The following is a 17,981-nucleotide window of genomic DNA, read 5'->3' as shown; positions in this document are numbered from 1 at the left end:
CGGAGTCAACCCCCGAAAGACTTCCGGAGCTGACCACTAAGGGCTGTCCCGGGGCCCAACCGGCCCGGGCCGCCTGCCCGTTTCCGGAAATCGCCCGTGCACGGGGCTATCGCCCCGAACGGCGCCGCAGTACCTTCCGCCCATGCCGATCGCGCCGACGGCCGGGGGACGGCGGCTGCCCCGGCGCGGCCGTGCACGCGATCTCGCCCTGGCGGTCGCCACCGCCGCGCTCACCGTCCCCCTGCTCGGCGTCCCCTCGGACGCCGCCCGCACCACCGCGCCCCGCACCGGCTTCGAGCTCTCCGGCGGAGCCCGATGGACCCGGCAGTCCGAGGAGGCGTCCCTGCTCGCGGCCCTCGCCCGGCGCGGCGACCACGTCTTCGTGCGGCGGATCGGCACCACGGCCCGGGGCCGCCCCCTGCGCCTCGTCCGGATCGGCAGCACCGACCCCGACGCGCTCACCGTGCTCCTGGTCTGCGGCCAGCACGGCGACGAACCCGCCGCGCGGGAGGCGTGCCTGAGCACGGTCCGGGACCTGGCCTACGCCGCCGACGCCCGCACCCGCGCCCTGCTCGCCCGGACCGAGATCCTGGTGGTGCCCACCGCCAACCCCGACGGCCTGGCCGCGGGCACCCGTACCAACGCCGACGGCGTGGACGTCAACCGCGACCACCTCGCCCTGCGCAGCCCCGAGGCCCGTGCCCTCGCCGCCGTACTCCGCGACCACGAGCCCGATGTGGTCGCGGACTTGCACGAGTACGCCGCGACCGCGCCGTACTACGACAAGGACCTGCTCGTCCTGTGGCCCCGCAACCCCAACACCGACCCACGGCTGCACGACGAGGCGCGGGCGCTGGCCCTGGACCGGGTGCGGCCCGCCGCCGAGAAGGCCGGCTTCGGTGCCGGTCTGTACGGCGTGTGGACCGATCCGGCCACCGGCCGCCCGGTCAAGCGGACGGCCGGCGACGGCCAGGAGCGCATCCTGCGCAACATCGCCGGCCTCACCCACGCGGTCGGACTGCTGGCCGAATCCCGTACGGACGCGCTCTCCGCCGAGGAGCGCGCCGACCCCGCCCTCAATGCCCGCCGCCGCGTGACCTCCCAACTCGTCGTCCTCAGGGCGCTCTTCCGGTACGCGGACGAGCGGCGGGCGGGCATCGCCGCCGCCACGGCCGCCTCCCGCGCGGCCGGGGCCGAGGACCGCGGGCCCGTGTTCCTCGGGGGCTCGGACGACGAGCCCGCTGCGCCGGACGACATCCTCACCGACCCGCCGTGCGGCTACCGCCTCACGGCGGAGCAGTTCGCGGGCGTCCGGGACGAACTCGCGCTGCACGCCGTCACCTCCCGGCCCGTCGGCGACGGGGTCTACGTACCCCTGCGGCAGCCCGCCCGGAAGCTGATCCCGCTCCTGTTGGACGGGCGGGCCGCATATCACCTCACAAACGGTCAACCCGATACCGCTTGTTGATCCCGAAAGATGTGCTTTGGGTGTGGTACTGCCTACGGAGAGCTATTTGTCGGCTTCCGTGAAAGGTGCCATTCGTGTCGCAGGACGATCAGAGAACGGGCGGCAGAGGGGATGTGTCGGTGACGGCCGACCTCTCCGGAGAACCGGGCCACGGCCGGCGCCCCGTCACCGACCGGGTGGTGTTCGGCGTTACGGCCTGCCTCACCCTGGCCTTCGTCATCTGGGGGGCCACCGCCACCGACTCGCTGGAGGATGTCTCCGACAAGGCCCTCAACGGGCTCATCCACAACGGCGGTTGGGCGTTCATGCTGGCCGCGTCCGGGTTCGTGGTCTTCGCTCTGTGGCTCGCCATCAGCCGGTACGGAAACATCACGCTCGGCCATGAGGACGAGGAACCGGAGTTCCGCACGGTCTCCTGGGTCGCGATGATGTTCAGCGCCGGCATGGGCATCGGTCTGATGTTCTACGGGGTCAGCGAGCCGCTCGCCCACTTCACCGACCCGCCGCCCGGCACCCGCCCCGCCGACGCGGCGGAGGCGATGCAGACGGCGATGGCCACCACCCTGTTCCACTGGACGCTGCACCCGTGGGCGATCTACGCGGTGGTCGGCCTCGGCATCGCGTACAGCACGTTCCGGCGGCGCAGGCGGCAGACCATCAGCGCGGTCTTCGAGCCGCTGATCGGGCCCCGGCACGCCCACGGCGGCCTCGGCCGGTTCATCGACATCCTGGCCATCTTCGCGACCCTCTTCGGCTCGGCCGCCTCGCTGGGCCTCGGCGCCCTTCAGATCGGCAGCGGCTTCCACGAGCTGAACTGGAAGGAGAAGACCGGCACCGGTCTGCTCGTCCTGATCATCGCCGTGCTGACCGTCGCGTTCATCGCCTCGGCGGTCTCCGGGGTGGAGAAGGGCATCCAGTGGCTGTCCAACATCAACATGGTGCTCGCCCTGATCCTGGCCGTGTTCGTGTTCATCGCGGGCCCCACGATCATCGTGCTCGACCTCATCCCCACCTCGATCGCCTCCTACTTCGGCGACCTCCCGCAACTCGCGGGCCGAACCGAGGCCACCGGTGAGGGCGAGGTCGCCGACTGGCTCGGCAGCTGGACCGTCTTCTACTGGGCCTGGTGGATCTCCTGGACGCCCTTCGTCGGCATGTTCATCGCCCGCATCAGCAAGGGCCGCACCATCCGCCAGTTCATCGGCGGCGTCATCCTGGTGCCCAGCACGGTCAGCCTGATCTGGTTCGCCATCTTCGGCGGCACCGCGATCAAGCTCCAGGAGGGCGGCAAGCTGGGCGGCGCCGACACGCAGGAGGCGCAGCTCTTCGGCGTGCTCCAGCAGTTCCCCGTCGCCACGCTGATGAGCATCCTGGTGATGGTGCTCGTCGGCATCTTCTTCGTATCCGGCGCCGACGCCGCGTCCATCGTGATGGGCACCCTGTCCCAGAAGGGCATCCTCGAACCCGCCAAGTGGGTCGTCATCTTCTGGGGCGTCGTCACCGGCGCGGTCGCCGCGATCATGCTCCTCATCGGCAACGGCAAGGGGGACGCCCTGGCGGGCCTCCAGAACCTGACCATCCTGGTCGCGGCGCCCTTCACCATCGTCATGATCTGCATGTGCGTGGCTCTGATGCGCGACCTGCGCCAGGACCCCCTCATCGTGCGCCGCGAGTTCGGCGTGGAGGCCGTGGAGTCGGCGGTCATCGAGGGCCACGCCAAGTACGACGGCGACTTCGAGATCCGCATCGGCCCGGGCGGCAGCCAGATCACCACGGAACGCCACGACGGCGACAAGCCGGGGGGCTCCAGCCCGGCGTAAGGGGCCGCGAGGGCGGGCGGGTCTCGGGCCGGGACGGGCCACGCCGTCCCGGCCGCTGCGCGCGGTCCCTTCCTGCGGTGGGGAGGCGGGACATCGAGACCTCGCCCGAAGCGGCGGCTGCCGCCGCGCCGCGCGGCTGCGCTGCCTTTACGTGCGGCTGGGGCGGCCACGCCGGGCCGGGGCCCCGGCCCGGCGTGGCCGCCCCCGTCTGCCGTGCGCCAGCCGTCGGCGGCACGGCGCGGGCACGGGGCCTGGCAGGCCCCGGTGCGGCGGGCGGCCCCGGGGTGAGGGGCCGGCTTCGCCGGCGCCTCACTCCACCAGCCGGGCCGCCTCCCGTGCGCAGCCCAGGGCCACCGTCACGCCCGCGCCTCCGTGTCCGTAGTTGTGCACCAGCCGGGCGCCTCCGGGCAGGGACTCCGCCTCGATGCGGACGCCCGCGTCGCGGGACGGGCGGAGGCCCACGCGGTGGCCGATGATCTTCGCGTCGGCGATCTCCGGGCGGATCCGGGCGCACCGGGCGACTATCTCCTCGGCCGTACGGGGATCGGGCGCGGAGGTCCAGTCGTCGGCCGTCGCCGTGCCGCCCAGCACCAGGCGGCCCGGCTGCGGGAAGAAGTACGTGGTCTCGCTCGACGCCGGGTCGGCCTCCGTGAACCACTCCCGGATCCCCGGGTTCTCCACCAGCACCAACTGCCCGCGCACCGGACGCACCCCGGCATCCGGCACCAGGTCCCGGGCGTCGATACCGGCGCAGTTCACCACCGTCCCCGCCTCCGCGGCGGCCTGGGCGAACGAGGTGACCGCGCGGCGCTCGACCGTGCCCCCGGCCGCCCGGACCCGGTCCTCCAGCCACCCCAGGTGCGCCGGCATGTCGATCAGCGGCAGCCGGCACCGCAGACCGTCGGCCGTCTCCACGGCGTCCTTCAGCTCCCCGGCCCACGCCCCGAGGTTCGCCAGGCGCTCGCCCCGGTGGAGCCCTACGACCAGCCGTACACCGGTCTCCTCCGGGCGTACGGCCAGCTCCTCGTACCACCGCAGGGCGGCCAGCGACCAGTCGCCGACGCGGTCCAGCGGCTCGATCCGGTACGGCCACCACAGGGCGCCCGCCACGGCCGAGGTCGTCTCGCCGGCCGGCTCCCGCGACCACACCCGCACCCGGTGGCCCCGCTCGGCCAGCACCTTCGCCGTGGTCAGCCCGCTGACCCCGCCGCCCACCACGATCACGTCCGCCACCACTGCCGCCTCCCGGTCCGCGTCACCTCGGCGCCCGCCCGGCGCGCCGCCCCCGGCACATTAGGATCTGCACCCTGATGACTGCCACTCTCGTCGCCAAGGATCTCGCCGCCGGACACGGCGACCGCACGCTGTTCGCCGGGCTCGACCTCGTCGTCGCCCCCGGGGACGTGATCGGTCTCGTCGGAGTCAACGGCGCCGGTAAATCGTCCCTGCTCCGGCTGCTCGCCGGCCTCGACCAGCCGGAGGAGGGCGAGCTGCGGCTCTCCCCGCCCACCGCCACCGTCGGCCACCTGCCCCAGGAGCCCGAGCGGCGGCCCGGCGAGACCGTACGGGAGTTCCTGGCCCGCCGGACCGGCGTCGCCGAGGCCCAGACCGCCATGGACGCCGCCACGGAGGCCCTGGTCGAGGGCGCCCCCGGCGCGGACGACGCGTACTCCGAGTCCCTGGAGCGCTGGCTCTCCCTCGGCGGCGCGGACCTCGACGAGCGCGCCGAGGAGACCGCCGCCGAACTCGGCCTCACCGTCGGCCTCGACCTGCCGATGACCGCGCTCTCCGGCGGCCAGGCGGCCCGCGCCGGGCTCGCCTCGCTCCTGCTGTCGCGCTACGACGTCTTCCTGCTCGACGAGCCCACCAACGACCTGGACCTGGACGGCCTGGAACGCCTGGAGAAGTACGTCTCCGGCCTCCGCTCCGGCACCGTCGTCATCAGCCACGACCGCGAGTTCCTGATGCGCACGGTCACCAAGGTCCTCGAACTCGACCTGGCCCAGCAGCAGATCAACCTGTACGGCGGTGGCTACGCGGCCTACCTGGAGGAGCGCGAGCGCGCCCGGCGGCACGCCCGCGAGGAGTTCGAGGAGTACGCCGACAAGCGCTCGGCACTGGAGAGCCGCGCCCTGATGCAGCGCTCCTGGATGGACAAGGGCGTCAAGAACGCCCGCCGCAAGGCCACCGACTCCGACAAGATCGGCCGCAAGTTCCGCAGCGAGTCCAGCGAGAAGCAGGCCGCCAAGGCCCGGCAGACGCAGCGCATGATCGAACGGCTCGACGTGGTGGAGGAGCCGCGCAAGGAGTGGGAGCTGCGCATGGAGATCGCCTCCGCGCCCCGCTCCGGTTCGGTCGTCGCCACCCTCCGCGAGGCCCGCGTCGTACGCGGCGACTTCGTCTTCGGCCCCGCCTCGCTCCAGATCGACTGGGCGGACCGGGTCGCCATCACGGGCGCCAACGGCTCCGGGAAGTCGACCCTGCTGGCCGCGCTGCTCGGCCGCCTCCCGCTGGACGCGGGGCACGCGACCCTGGGCTCCGGCGTGGTGGTCGGCGAGGTGGACCAAGCGCGCCGGCTCTTCCACGGCACGGAGACGCTGCTGGAGGCGTTCTGCGCGGCGGTCCCGGAGACGGAGCCCGCCGACGTACGCACCCTGCTCGCCAAGTTCGGGCTGCGCGCCGACCACGTCATGCGCCCGGCGACCACCCTCTCACCGGGCGAGCGCACCCGGGCGGCGCTCGCCCTGCTCCAGGGCCGGGGCGTCAACCTCCTCGTGCTGGACGAGCCCACGAACCACCTGGACCTCCCGGCGATCGAACAGCTGGAGTCGGCGCTCGACTCGTACACCGGAACGCTGCTCCTGGTCACGCACGACCGCCGGATGCTGGAAGCGGTCCGTACGACGCGCCGGATCGAGGTGGCGGAGGGCAAGGTGACGGAGGTCTGAGTGTTTGGTATGCCAAGCACGGAGATCGCGTCCGCAGTCTCCGCATGAGCGTACGGCGACCGTAGCGTCTGGCATACCAAGTGCTACGGTCGCCGGGTGATGACTCCAGCGGGCGACCCCGCCGCCTCGCACGCCGACCACGCCGAGCGGGCAATCCGCGCCGGCATCCTGTCCGGCGCGCACCCGCCCGGCTCACGGCTGCGCGAACGCGAGCTCTCCGAGAGCCTGGGCGTCTCCCGCATCCCGGTCCGGGAGGCGCTCACCCGGCTGACCGGTGAGGGTCTGGTCGTCATGTCCCCGCGCCGGGGCGCCTCCGTGCGCGACCTCTCGCTGCGGGACGTCGCCGAACTCTTCGACCTCCGCCTCAGCCTGGAGGTCTTCGCCGCCCGCCGGGCCGCCGAGGCGTGCGCGGCCGGAGGAGACGGGGAGCCGCTGCGGGCCGCGATGGAGGCGGCGGAGGCCGCCACCGCGCGGGGCGACGCGGCGGAGATCCCCGCGGCCAACACCGCCCTGCACGCGGAGATCGTCGCGATGACCGGCAACCGGCTGCTCCGGGACGCGCTACAGCCCTCGCTCGGCCTGGTGCAGTGGCTGTTCGGCCTCACCGGCGGCCGCGACCCGCGCGTCCAGTGCGCCGAGCACCGGGACATCTGCGCCGCGATCCACGCGGGCAAGCCGGACCTGGCCGGGGCACTCGCGTACGCCCACATCGAACGGGGGCGGGAGCCGTCCCTGACGGCGCTGTCCGGAATCCTCCCGCCCGAGTGACACCACCGCACACACCCACACAGGAGAAGCGCCACATGCTGATCAGCGACGTCCGTCCGTGGGGCGGAGAGCCCAGCGACCTCACCGTCGAGGACGGGGTGATCACCGCGATCACCCCGCACGACCCGGCCCGGGCCGCCGCGGAGGACACGGTGGCCGGCCGGGGACGGCTCGCCCTGCCGTCGTTCTCGGACGTCCACTGCCACCTGGACTCCACGCGGATGGGACTGCCCTTCCGCCCGCACACCGGTGCCCCCGGCGTCTGGGGCATGATGCTGAACGACCGCGAGCACTGGCGCGAGGACGAGTGGGACGTCGCCCGCCGGGCCACGTACACCCTGGGCCGGATGATCGAGCGCGGTACCACCCGCGTACGGAGCTACGCCCAGATCGACGCGGACTGCGGCCTCGAACGCTTCGAGGGCGTCCTCGCGGCGAAGGAGGCGCACGCCGGGCGGTGCGAGGTCGAGATCATGGCGTTCCCGCAGGCGGGCCTGCTCCGCGAGAAGGGCGTGCCGGAACTGATGGACCGGGCGCTGTCCTCCGGCGCCGCCGTGGTCGGCGGCATCGACCCGTGCACCCTGGACCGCGACCCCGTACGCCACCTCGACATCGTCTTCGGCCTCGCGGAGCGCCACCACGCCCCGGTCGACATCCACCTCCACGAGCCGGGCGCCCTCGGGGTGTTCAGCGTCGACCTGATCCTGGAGCGGGTGCGCGCCCTGGACATGGCAGGCCGGGTGACCCTCTCGCACGCGTACGACCTGGGCTCGGTGAACGAGGCGACGACGCGCCGCCTGATCGAGGAGTTCGCCGAACTGGACATCGCGATGGCGACCGTGGCCCCCGCCCGCCACCACTCCCTGCCCCTGGCCGACCTGACCGCCGCGGGCGTCCGGGTGGGCCTCGGCGAGGACGGCCAGCGCGACTTCTGGTCTCCGTACGGCAACGGCGACATGCTGGACCGCACCTGGCAACTGGCCTTCACGAACGGCTACCGCGCCGACGCCCTGATCGAACACACGGTGGCCGTGGCCACGATGGGCGGCGCGTCCATCCTCCAGGGCGGCCCGCCCCGCCTGACCTCCACGACGGACCGCCCGGGCGTCACGGTGGGCGCGCGGGCGGACCTGCTCCTGCTGGAGGGCGAGACGGTGACGTCAGCGGTAATGGACCGCAGCGAGGACCGCACGGTGCTGCACGAGGGCCGCGTGGTGGCTTCCAGCCCCGTCGGCGCTTGAGGAACGGGGCCCGGGGCGCTTGAGGAGCGGGGTCCAGGGCAGCGCCCCGAAACCCCACCCCGGCGCGAAACCGAGCCCCGCCGGCGATTGAGGCGCGGGGTCCGGGGCAGAGCCCCGGTTTCGGGAAGGGGCGGGGTGGGGGCCAGGCCCGCCGCAGGCGCAACGAACCCGCGCCCCACCCCCACCCCCTACTCGCCCTTCAACAACCCCGCCCGCCGCAACGCGTCAGCCATCGCCCCACTGGCCGGCGCCGCAGCCGGCGCGGACCGCCCCCCGCCGCCACGGGACTGGCGGCCGCCACCCCCGCCGCCCTGCCGGGGCCGAGGCGGCCGCCCACCCCGCTCACCCGCCGAAGAGGCGCCGCGGCCACCGGCCGCCTGCTCGTCGTCCAACCGCAGCGTCAGCGAGATCCGCTTCCGCGGAATGTCAACCTCCATGACCTTCACCCGCACCACATCCCCCGGCTTCACCACATCCCGGGGATCCTTCACGAACGTCCGCGACATCGCCGACACATGCACCAGCCCGTCCTGATGCACCCCGACGTCCACGAACGCCCCGAACGCCGCGACGTTCGTCACGACGCCCTCCAGCACCATTCCGGCCTCCAGGTCGCCGATCTTCTCGACGCCCTCCTTGAAGGTGGCGGTCTTGAAGGCGGGGCGCGGGTCGCGCCCGGGCTTCTCCAGCTCCTTCAGGATGTCGCTCACCGTCGGCAGCCCGAACTTCTCGGACACGAAGTCGTCGGCCCGCAACGACCGCAGGACACCCGTGTTGCCGATCAGCGCGGCCACGTCCCCGCCGGTCTTCTTCACCATCGCGCGCACCACCGGGTACGCCTCCGGGTGCACGCTCGACGCGTCGAGCGGGTCGTCGCCGCGAATGCGGAGGAAGCCCGCGCACTGCTCGTACGCCTTCGGACCCAGCCGGGCCACGTCCTTCAGGCCCTTGCGCGACCGGAACGGCCCATTCGCGTCGCGGTGCGCCACGATGTTCTCGGCGAGCCCCGAGCCGATGCCGGAGACCCGGGAGAGCAGCGGCGCGGACGCGGTGTTGACGTCGACGCCGACCCCGTTCACGCAGTCCTCCACCACCGCGTCCAGCGACCGCGAGAGCTTCACCTCGGACAGGTCGTGCTGGTACTGCCCGACGCCGATCGACTTCGGGTCGATCTTCACCAGCTCGGCCAGCGGGTCCTGGAGCCGGCGCGCGATCGAGACGGCACCGCGCAACGACACGTCCATGTCGGGGAGTTCCTGCGAGGCGAACGCCGAGGCGGAGTACACGGAGGCGCCCGCCTCCGAGACCATCACCTTCGTCAGCTTCAGCTCCGGGTGCTTCGCGCACAGCTCACCCGCGAGCTTGTCCGTCTCCCGGGACGCCGTGCCGTTGCCGATGGCGATCAGCTCGACCCGGTGCTCCCGGGCCAGCCGCTCCAGCGTGGCGAGGGCTTGGGCCCACTTGTTGGCCGGGACGTGCGGGTGGATGACGTCGGTCGCGACGACCTTGCCCGTCGCGTCCACCACGGCGACCTTCACCCCGGTACGGAAACCGGGGTCGAGCCCCAGCGTGGCCCGCGTCCCGGCCGGCGCGGCGAGCAGCAGATCGCGCAGGTTCGACGCGAAGACGCGTACCGCCTCGTCCTCCGCCGCCGTACGCAGCCGCAGCCGCAGGTCGATGCCGAGGTGCACCAGGATCCGGGTCCGCCAGGCCCACCGCACGGTGTCGGCCAGCCACTTGTCACCCGGGCGCCCCCGGTCGTTCACGCCGAAGCGCCGGGCGACCATGTTCTCGTACGAGGACGGGCCGGGCTCCTCCGACGGCTCCTCCGGCTCCAGGACCAGGTCGAGCACGTCCTCCTTCTCGCCCCGGAGCATCGCGAGGACCCGGTGCGAGGGCAGCGCGGTGAACGGCTCGGCGAAGTCGAAGTAGTCCGCGAACTTGGCGCCCGCCTCCTCCTTGCCGTCCCGCACCCGGGCCACCAGCCGCCCGCGCGTCCACATGCGCTCGCGCAGCTCGCCGATGAGGTCGGCGTCCTCCGAGAAGCGCTCGGTGAGGATGGCACGGGCGCCCTCCAGGGCCGCCGCCGCGTCCGCGACACCCTTGTCCGCGTCCACGAAGGCCGCCGCTGCTGCGAGCGGGTCCACCGAGGGGTCGTCGAGCAGGCCGCAGGCGAGCGGTTCGAGGCCGGCCTCCCGGGCGATCTGCGCCTTCGTCCGCCGCTTCGGCTTGAACGGGAGGTAGATGTCCTCCAGCCGCGCCTTCGTGTCGGCGGCCCGGATCCGCGCCTCCAGCGCCTCGTCCAGCTTGCCCTGCTCCCGTACGGATTCGAGGACCGCCGTCCGGCGCTCCTCCAGCTCCCGCAGATAGCGCAGCCGTTCCTCGAGCGTGCGCAGCTGCGCGTCGTCGAGCATCTCGGTCGCTTCCTTGCGGTAGCGCGCGATGAACGGCACGGTGGACCCGCCGTCGAGCAGCTCGACGGCCGCCTTCACCTGTCGCTCGCGTACGCCGAGCTCCTCGGCGATCCTGCCTTCGATGGACGTCGTCACGGTTCTACCGACTCGCCTTCTCCTGCTGGCTGTGCTGGTCGGGCCCCGGACCGCCGCTGGGACGGTCCCGGAGCCACACGCCCTGCATTGTGCCGGGTGGCCGGGCGCCGTGTCGCCCGGCCACCCCAGGGAACGGCCGCGGTTTTTACGGGTCAGCCCGTCGCGCTCGCCGGGAAGGCGCCCGCCGCCGCGGCCGTGGCGAGGAAGCCGCGCCCCAGCTCGGTCAGCCGGGCCACACCCGGCCCGCCCAGGTGCTCGTACGGGCCCAGGTCCATCCGGTCCGTGGCCTCCTCCACCTCCGTGCGCAGCGCGGCGCCCTCCTCGGTCAGCTCGCCCTCCGCCGTGAGCAGCCCGCGCCCGCGCAGCCGCTCCGACGCCTCCTCCCAGTCGGCGCGCCGCCAGCCCCGGCTGGCCAGGATCCAGCGGATCGCCATGCCCTTGCCCGTCGCGGTGTGGCTGACCAGCGCTTCGAGCGGGTCCAGCTCCGCGGTGAGGAGGGCGGCGAGGTGGGCGTCGCCCCGGTGCTCGCGGAGCAGCGTCGCCGCGTGCCAGTACGCCAGATGCGGTTCGTCGGGCACCGGCAGACCGGCGTGCGCGGCGTACAGCGGCCGGGCGTGCCGGGTGCAGCCCTCCGTGGCGCGCAGGGCCAGCCGCGCCGCCTCGGCCATCTCGGGCGAGGCGATGATCTCCTCGCCGAGCAGCCGGCGCAGCGTCGCGTCGGCGGCGCGCAGCCGCGCGTCCAGGACCTTCGCCGGCGAGGCGATGTCCCAGATCGCGGGTACGTGCCGCGCCACGAGCGCGTGGTTGAAGTTGTAGAAGGTCGCGGTCACCGTCTCCGCCCCGACCGCGCCCATGGCGGCGGCGCGGGTGGCGAAGTAGGCGGCGGAGGGATCCTCGATCCCGATCCCGCCGAGCTCCTTGCCGAGGTCGGGGGAGAAGTAGAGCGAGGAGTGCAGCGGGTTCAGGGCGTTGTGGCAGCGCCGGCCGGCACGGGGCGGGAGAGTACTCATACCCGCACGTTACCGACTGGTCGGTACGGGCCGGAACCCCTGGAACGACGTGAGCTGTGCCGCAGACGACGATGGCAGGAAAGGTGGGGAACCCGTCATTGCCGCCATCCCGGCTCCCGCCCAGGATGGCGGACATGAAGCAGCGATCCGTGCTCGTCGTCCTCTTCGACGGCATGCAGAGCCTCGACGTCACCGGCCCCCTGGAGGTCTTCGCCGGGGCGTCCCGCTTCCCCGACGTCTCCTACGAGCTGCGCACCGCCTCGCTGGACGGCGCCCCGGTCCGCTCCTCCTGCGGCCTCACCCTGGTCCCCGACGGCAGCCTCGCCGACACGCCGGTGCCCCACACCCTCCTCGTCCCCGGCGGCCGGGGCACCCGCGACCCCGACCCCGGGCTCGTCCAGTGGCTGCGCGCGCACGGGCCGCTGCCGGAGCGGCTGGTCTCCGTGTGCAGCGGGGCGCTGCTGCTCGCGGCGGCCGGACAGCTGGACGGGCACCGGGCGACGACGCACTGGAACGTGTGCGAGAAGCTGGCCCGCGAACACCCCGCCGTCGAGGTGGACCCCGAGCCGATCTTCGTACGCGACGGCAGGATCGCCACCTCCGCCGGGGTCACCGCGGGCATCGACCTCGCGCTGGCCCTGGTCGAGGAGGACCACGGGAGGGACGTCGCCCTCACGGTCGCCCGGCACCTCGTCGTCTTCCTGCGCAGGCCGGGCGGCCAGTCCCAGTTCAGCGCGCAGCTCAGCGCCCAGACGGCGCGCCGTGAACCGCTGCGCGAGGTGCAGCACTGGATCACCGAGCACCCCGGCGCCGACCTCTCCGTCGAGGCCCTGGCCGCCCGCGCCCGCCTGTCGCCCCGCCACTTCGCCCGCGCCTTCCAGGCGGAGACGGGCACCACGCCCGGCCGGTACGTCGACCGGGTCCGCCTCGAACACGCCCGCCGGCTCCTGGAGGACACCACCGACGGAGTCGCCGGGATCGCCCGCAGCTGCGGCTACGGCACGCCCGAGGCGATGCGCCGGGCCTTCGTCAAGGCGCTCGGCGCGGGCCCGGCCGAATACCGCCGCCGCTTCGGCTCCCGCACCACCGCCCCCTCCTGACCCACCCGAGAGACGGGAAGACCATGCAGATCGCCATCGCCCTCTTCGACCGCTTCACCGCGCTGGACGCTGTAGGACCGTACGAGATCCTGTCGCGCGCCCCCGGCGCCGAGCCGGTCTTCGTCGCCGAGCGGGCGGGAGCGGTACGCAACGACAGCGGCACGCTCGAACTGGTCGCCCACCGCACGTTCGACCAGGTGCCCGCCCCCGACCTGGTGATCGTCCCCGGCGGCCCCGGACAGCACCACCAGATGGAGAACGAGAACCTGCTCGGCTGGCTGCGCGGCGCCGACGCGGCCAGCACCTGGACGACCTCCGTGTGCAGCGGCTCGCTGCTCCTCGCGGCGGCGGGGCTCCTGAAGGGGCGCCGCGCCACCTCGCACTGGCTGGCGCTCGACCAGCTCAGCGGCCACGGCGCCGAACCCACCGGCGAACGCGTCGTCTTCGACGGCAAGTACGTCACCGCCGCCGGCGTCTCGGCCGGCATCGACATGGGCCTCACCCTGCTCGGCCGCATCGCCGGCGACCGCACCGCCCAGGCCGTACAGCTCCTCACCGAGTACGACCCCCGGCCGCCCTACGACGCGGGGTCGCCGGACAAGGCGCCGGCCGACCTGGTCGAGGAGTGGCGGGGCCGGAGCCGCTTCATCCTTCGGTAGGCGCCCAGGTGAAGCGGGGCGCGCGGCGTTCCAGGAAGGCGGCGACCCCCTCCGCGGTGTCGCCGCTGCCCCGCGCCTGCCCGGCCCAGTGCGCGTCCCGGTCCTCGCGCCCGGCCGCGAACTCCTTGGCGGCGGCCTGGGTCAGCCGGGACCGGGACACCAGGGTGCGTACGTAGGCGGCGACCCGCTCGTCCAGCCCGTCGGCCGGCAGCACCTCGTCCACCAACCCCGTCCGCAGCGCCCGCTCCGTGTCGATCAGCTCACCGGAGAACAGCAGGTGCTTGGCGGTCGCCGGACCCGTGAGGGCGACGAGGCGGCGGGTGGACGACGCGGGATAGACGATGCCCAGCTTGGCCGGGGTGACCCCGAACAGGGCGCCCTCCGCCGCGAAGCGCAGATCGCAGGCGGCGGCGAGCTGGCTCCCCCCGCCCACGCAGTAGCCGCGTACCACCGCGAGGGTCGGCAGCGGGAACGCGGCCAGCGCCTCCTCGGCCGCCACGGCCAGGCTCTGCGGATCGCTCTCCGGGTCGCGGAGCGAGGAGATGTCGGCGCCCGCGCAGAAGGTGTCGCCCGCGCCCGTCAGGACCAGGACGCCTACGGAAGGATCGGCGGCCAGCTTGTCGAGCAGGACCGGCAGCGCCTCCCACATGGCGGCCGTCATCGCGTTGCGCTTGGCGGGGTTGCCGATGACGACGGTGGCGACGCCGTCCGCGACGGTGTGCTCCAAACGGGGTTCCGTACGGTCCATGGCCGGATGCTATCCGTGGCGTTCGAACCTACGATCAACAAGGGGCCGCGAAACAGGCACGCACCCGAGGAGCCCCACCGTGGACGGTCCCGAACGCGAAGGCAGGAAGCTCCACCGCAGTTTCAGCGGTCTGGCCCTGCTCGGCATCCTGCTCGTCGTCGCCGGCCTGGTCGGCCTCGTCTACACCGGCGTCGCGACGCTCACCTCGATGATCCTCTTCGGCTGGCTGCTGCTCGTCGGCGGTCTGGTCGGTCTGCTGCACGCCATCCAGTCGCGCGGCACCAGCTACTTCTGGCTCGGCGTCGTGGTGGCCGCGCTCAACATCGCCGCCGGGCTGGTCGTCATCCGCCATCCGCACGGCACCGCCGAGGCGCTGACCATGTTCGCGGCGCTGCTCTTCCTGACCGGCGGGGTCTTCCGGCTCGTCGGCAGCGTCGTGGTGCGCGGCCCGCAGTTCGGCTGGACGCTGCTCCAGGGCGCCTTCGGCCTGCTCCTCGGCCTGCTCGTCCTCTTCGACTGGCCGCACAGCAGCCTCTACGTACTCGGCTGCTTCTTCTCGCTCGCCCTGCTCTTCGACGGGCTCGGGCTCATCGCCATCGGGATCGGCGGCCGGCGCATCGTCTCGATGGTCTCCGAGCAGATGGGGACCAGGGAGAGGGAACGGACCCGCTCACCGAGGATGGTCGGAAGCAGTCCGAAAGCTGACACTGTCGCGTGAATGAAGTCGAGTTCGGTCAATAGGAGTCGACTTCTGTTCAATAGTACGGACCGGAGCAACCTCGCCCGCCACCCTGTACTCGACGTGAAGTCACTTCGAGTGGAGAGCGGGTACCGGACTATGGAGAGCCGCGGGAGCACCCCCGCCCGGCCCCTGCCGTACGAAGGGGTCTGGCGTTTCACCGCCCCGGCCTCGGACGTCTCCGTACCCCGGGCCCGGCACGCCGTACGCGATCTGCTGAAGCGCCAGAACGTGCCGATCGAGGACGACATCGCCCAGGGGCTGCTGCTCATCGTCTCCGAGCTGGTCACCAACGCCGTCAAGCACGCCGCGCTGCTCTCGCCCGAGCTCGCCGTGGAGGTGGCCGTGGGCGAGGACTGGGTCAGGGTGTCCGTCGAGGACAACCACCCGTACCGCCCGACCGCCCTGGAGACCGACTACGCGCAGACCGGCGGCCGGGGCCTGCTGCTGGTCCGCGAGATCACCCGGGAAGCCGGCGGCACCTGCGACGTCGAGCACACCGCGGGCGGCGGCAAGGTCATCTGGGCGGCCTTCCCGCTGAGCACCGCCCTCTGACCCCTCCGCCGCACCCGCTCACCAGCCGGCGGAGTCCCCGGTCAGCTCGCGGATCGCCGGCCGGGCGGCGTCCAGCACGGTCATGAACCACGCGGAGAACGGCTCACGGGCATGCCGCTCGGCCAGCTCCGCCGCCGTCACGAAGGCCGTCCCGCCGACCTCCTCCGGATCGGGCCGCAGCCGCTCCTGGGCCAAACCCACGAAGAGGTGGTTGAACTCCTGCTCCACCAGGCCCGACGCCGGGTCCGGGTGGTTGTAGCGGACGGTGCCCGCCTCGGCCAGCAGCGAGGGCGAGATCCCCAGCTCCTCGTACGTACGCCGGGCGGCGGCGGCGAAGGGCGCCTCGCCCGGGTAGGGGTGGCCGCAGCAGGTGTTGGACCAGACACCGGGGGAGTGGTACTTGCCGAGCGCGCGCTGCTGGAGCAGCAGCCGGCCCTGCTCGTCGAAGAGGAACACGGAGAACGCGCGGTGCAACTGGCCGGGCGCCTGATGGGCGGCGAGCTTCTCCGCCGTGCCGATGGTGGTGCCGTTCTCATCGACCAGTTCGAGCATGATCGCGTCCGCTGTGCCGTTCGACGAGGTGTTCGCCGCGGTGACTGGTGTGGTCGGCATACCCATCCTTCGCTGTGGTCCCGGCCCCGTGCAGCCGGTCCCGTCGAGTCCGATCAAGTCTGCCGTACAAAAGCGGCTTGTCCGTACTTAGGGTCCTGGCATGTCCGCCCCGCCCCGGCCGGTCCGTCAGACTCCGAAGGCGGGCGGATACTCAATCGTGCCCATCGGGACGGACGCGGAATCATCGAGCACGAGCGCCATCATCGCCTCGTCCGGAACCTCGAAGGGCGGCCGGATTCCGTACCGCGACGCCGGTACGAAACCGAACCTCGGGTAGTACTCCGGGTGCCCGAGCACCAGTACCAGCCGCTCCCCGTACCACCGGGCGGCCTCCAGCACCGCCCGCACCACGGCCGAGCCCGCACCCCGGCGCTGGTGCTCCGGAGCGGTGGCCACCGGGGCCAGGGCCAGGGCGGGCACCCCGTCGACCCAGCAACGGCTCAGCAGGGCGTGCGCGGCGATCGAGCCGTCGGGCGCTTCGGCGACCCACGAGAGGCCGGGCAGCCAGACCAGCGAATCCTTGCGCAGCGTGTCCACGAGCGCGGCCTCCGCCTCCGTCGGGAACGCGGCGGCGTTCACGGCGCGCACGGCGGGGGCGTCGTCCCGCATCTCGGGGCGGACGCGCCAGTTCGTCTCGGTCAACGTGGGGACCCTCGGGTGGGCGGGCACCGGCCGGACGGGCCGGTTCGTACACGTCCGGGAAACCCTACACCTCGGGCCGCACGGCCCCGGGGCTCAGTGGCAGAGCCTCGCCTCGTGCTCCGCGTGCCCGCTCGGCTCCAGCTGGAAGGTGCAGTGCTCCACGTCGAAGTGGTCGCCCAGGCAGCCCTGGAGCTCGTGCAGCAGCTTCTCGTGGCCGATCGAGTCCAGCAGGTCCTGCTGCACCACCACATGGGCGGAGAGCACCGGCATCCCCGAGGTGATCGTCCAGGCGTGCAGATCGTGGACGTCCAGCACCCCGGGCAGCGCCGTGATGTGGTCGCGTACCTCGCCCATGTCGACGCCCGGGGGAGCCGCCTCCAGGAGCACGTTCAGCGTCTCGCGCAGCAGCCGCACCGTACGCGGGACGATCATGAGGCCGATGATCAGCGAGGCGATGGGGTCCGCCGCCTGCCAGCCCGTCGCCATGACGATGCCCGCGGAGACCAGCACGGTCACCGAGCCCAGCGTGTCCGCCAGCACCTCCAGATAGGCGCCGCGCACATTGAGGCTGTCCCGCTGCCCGCGCACCAGCAGCGACAGCGACACCGCGTTCGCGACGAGACCCACCAGGGCGAAGGCGATCGTGAGCCCGCCCCGGGTCTCCGCCGGGTCGATGAAGCGCTCCACCGCCTCGAAGAGGAGGTAACCGCCCACCCCGAGGAGCAGACAGCAGTTGGCGAGGGCGGCCAGGATCTCGGCCCGGGCGTAGCCGAAGGTACGGTTCGGGCCGGCCGGCCGGTTGGCGAAGTGGATCGCCAGCAGGGCCAGGCCGAGTCCCAGGGCGTCGGTCGCCATGTGGGCCGCGTCGGCGATCAGCGCCAGGGAGCCGGACAGCACACCGCCGACGATCTCCATGACCGTGACGGCCAGGGTGATGCAGAGCGCGATGCGCAGCCGCCCCTTGTGAGCGGCGGCCGCCGTGCCGGTGAGGGCCGGCCCGTGCGTGTGTCCGTGATCGTGCCCTGCCCCATGGGGACGCCTCCCGGTCGTCTCGCGGACCCGGGCTTCCGGCCCGGGCCCTGCCAGTCAACTACGGGTGGGGGGTATCGGGCAACACGGGAC

At 73.0% G+C, this 17,981-nt stretch carries 16 protein-coding genes; 9 read left to right on the top strand and 7 right to left on the bottom strand.

What is annotated here, in order from left to right:
* Positions 1-142: 142 nt before the first annotated feature.
* Positions 143-1,468 carry a M14 family metallopeptidase gene (locus tag NEH16_RS03485; RefSeq protein WP_265539084.1) on the top strand — a complete coding sequence of 442 codons (1,326 nt, stop codon included), beginning with the start codon at positions 143-145 and terminating at the stop codon, positions 1,466-1,468.
* Between the two features lie 74 nt (positions 1,469-1,542).
* Positions 1,543-3,288 (top strand): BCCT family transporter, encoded by a 1,746-nt coding sequence (locus NEH16_RS03480; protein WP_265539082.1) that lies wholly within the window; start codon positions 1,543-1,545, stop codon positions 3,286-3,288.
* Positions 3,289-3,597: 309 nt separating this feature from the next.
* On the opposite strand, the gene NEH16_RS03475 is transcribed toward NEH16_RS03480, so the two are convergent.
* Positions 3,598-4,521, bottom strand: coding sequence for an FAD-dependent oxidoreductase (locus NEH16_RS03475; RefSeq protein WP_265547054.1), 924 nt, complete (start codon positions 4,519-4,521; stop codon positions 3,598-3,600).
* Positions 4,522-4,598: 77 nt separating this feature from the next.
* On the opposite strand from NEH16_RS03475, the gene NEH16_RS03470 reads away from it, so the two are divergent.
* From NEH16_RS03470 to NEH16_RS03460, 3 genes are all read left to right on the top strand, one after another.
* The gene (locus tag NEH16_RS03470; RefSeq protein ID WP_265539080.1) at positions 4,599-6,236 is read left to right on the top strand and encodes an ABC-F family ATP-binding cassette domain-containing protein; all 1,638 of its coding nucleotides are present in this window, start codon (positions 4,599-4,601) and stop codon (positions 6,234-6,236) included.
* A gap of 99 nt (positions 6,237-6,335) precedes the next feature.
* Positions 6,336-7,004: a GntR family transcriptional regulator gene (locus NEH16_RS03465; protein WP_265547052.1), complete on the top strand. Its 669-nt coding sequence runs from the start codon at positions 6,336-6,338 to the stop codon at positions 7,002-7,004.
* A 35-nt stretch (positions 7,005-7,039) separates the two neighbouring features.
* Positions 7,040-8,245: an amidohydrolase gene (locus tag NEH16_RS03460; protein ID WP_265539078.1), complete on the top strand. Its 1,206-nt coding sequence runs from the start codon at positions 7,040-7,042 to the stop codon at positions 8,243-8,245.
* Between the two features lie 188 nt (positions 8,246-8,433).
* On the opposite strand, the gene NEH16_RS03455 is transcribed toward NEH16_RS03460, so the two are convergent.
* Positions 8,434-10,794, bottom strand: a complete 2,361-nt coding sequence (locus NEH16_RS03455) for a Tex family protein (protein ID WP_265539075.1) — start codon at positions 10,792-10,794, stop codon at positions 8,434-8,436.
* 152 nt (positions 10,795-10,946) lie between these two features.
* The gene (locus NEH16_RS03450) at positions 10,947-11,804 is read right to left on the bottom strand and encodes an SCO6745 family protein (protein ID WP_265539074.1); all 858 of its coding nucleotides are present in this window, start codon (positions 11,802-11,804) and stop codon (positions 10,947-10,949) included.
* A 134-nt stretch (positions 11,805-11,938) separates the two neighbouring features.
* Here NEH16_RS03450 and NEH16_RS03445 point away from each other — a divergent pair, with 134 nt between their 5' ends.
* Both NEH16_RS03445 and NEH16_RS03440 read left to right on the top strand, forming a co-directional pair.
* On the top strand, positions 11,939-12,904 hold the full coding sequence (locus NEH16_RS03445; RefSeq protein ID WP_265539072.1) for a GlxA family transcriptional regulator: 966 nt from the start codon (positions 11,939-11,941) through the stop codon (positions 12,902-12,904).
* A 23-nt stretch (positions 12,905-12,927) separates the two neighbouring features.
* A complete protein-coding gene (locus tag NEH16_RS03440; RefSeq protein WP_265539071.1) occupies positions 12,928-13,563 on the top strand; it encodes a DJ-1/PfpI family protein in 636 nt (211 codons plus the stop codon).
* Here the strand turns inward: NEH16_RS03440 and NEH16_RS03435 are convergent.
* Positions 13,550-14,311, bottom strand: a complete 762-nt coding sequence (locus tag NEH16_RS03435) for an enoyl-CoA hydratase/isomerase family protein (protein WP_265539069.1) — start codon at positions 14,309-14,311, stop codon at positions 13,550-13,552. The genes NEH16_RS03440 and NEH16_RS03435 overlap by 14 nt on opposite strands.
* Before the next feature lie 79 nt (positions 14,312-14,390).
* Between NEH16_RS03435 and NEH16_RS03430 the strand changes: the two genes are divergently transcribed.
* Entirely contained in the window at positions 14,391-15,029 is a 639-nt protein-coding gene (locus tag NEH16_RS03430; RefSeq protein WP_265539067.1) for an HdeD family acid-resistance protein, read from the top strand.
* Between the two features lie 120 nt (positions 15,030-15,149).
* Positions 15,150-15,605, top strand: coding sequence for an ATP-binding protein (locus tag NEH16_RS03425; RefSeq protein WP_265539064.1), 456 nt, complete (start codon positions 15,150-15,152; stop codon positions 15,603-15,605).
* Between the two features lie 18 nt (positions 15,606-15,623).
* Here the strand turns inward: NEH16_RS03425 and idi are convergent, their stop codons facing one another.
* The 3 genes from idi to NEH16_RS03410 form a co-directional block, all read right to left on the bottom strand.
* Positions 15,624-16,217 (bottom strand): isopentenyl-diphosphate Delta-isomerase, encoded by a 594-nt coding sequence (gene idi / locus NEH16_RS03420; RefSeq protein WP_265539063.1) that lies wholly within the window; start codon positions 16,215-16,217, stop codon positions 15,624-15,626.
* Positions 16,218-16,343: 126 nt separating this feature from the next.
* Positions 16,344-16,859, bottom strand: coding sequence for a GNAT family N-acetyltransferase (locus tag NEH16_RS03415; protein WP_265539061.1), 516 nt, complete (start codon positions 16,857-16,859; stop codon positions 16,344-16,346).
* Between the two features lie 93 nt (positions 16,860-16,952).
* Positions 16,953-17,945 (bottom strand): cation diffusion facilitator family transporter, encoded by a 993-nt coding sequence (locus NEH16_RS03410; RefSeq protein WP_265547051.1) that lies wholly within the window; start codon positions 17,943-17,945, stop codon positions 16,953-16,955.
* Between the last annotated feature and the right edge of the window lie 36 nt (positions 17,946-17,981).

It is taken from the genome of Streptomyces drozdowiczii (assembly GCF_026167665.1).
Taxonomy (GTDB): domain Bacteria; phylum Actinomycetota; class Actinomycetes; order Streptomycetales; family Streptomycetaceae; genus Streptomyces; species Streptomyces drozdowiczii_A.
Note: the sequence above shows the minus strand (reverse complement) of the source record. Positions and strands in the feature narration are given on the sequence as shown.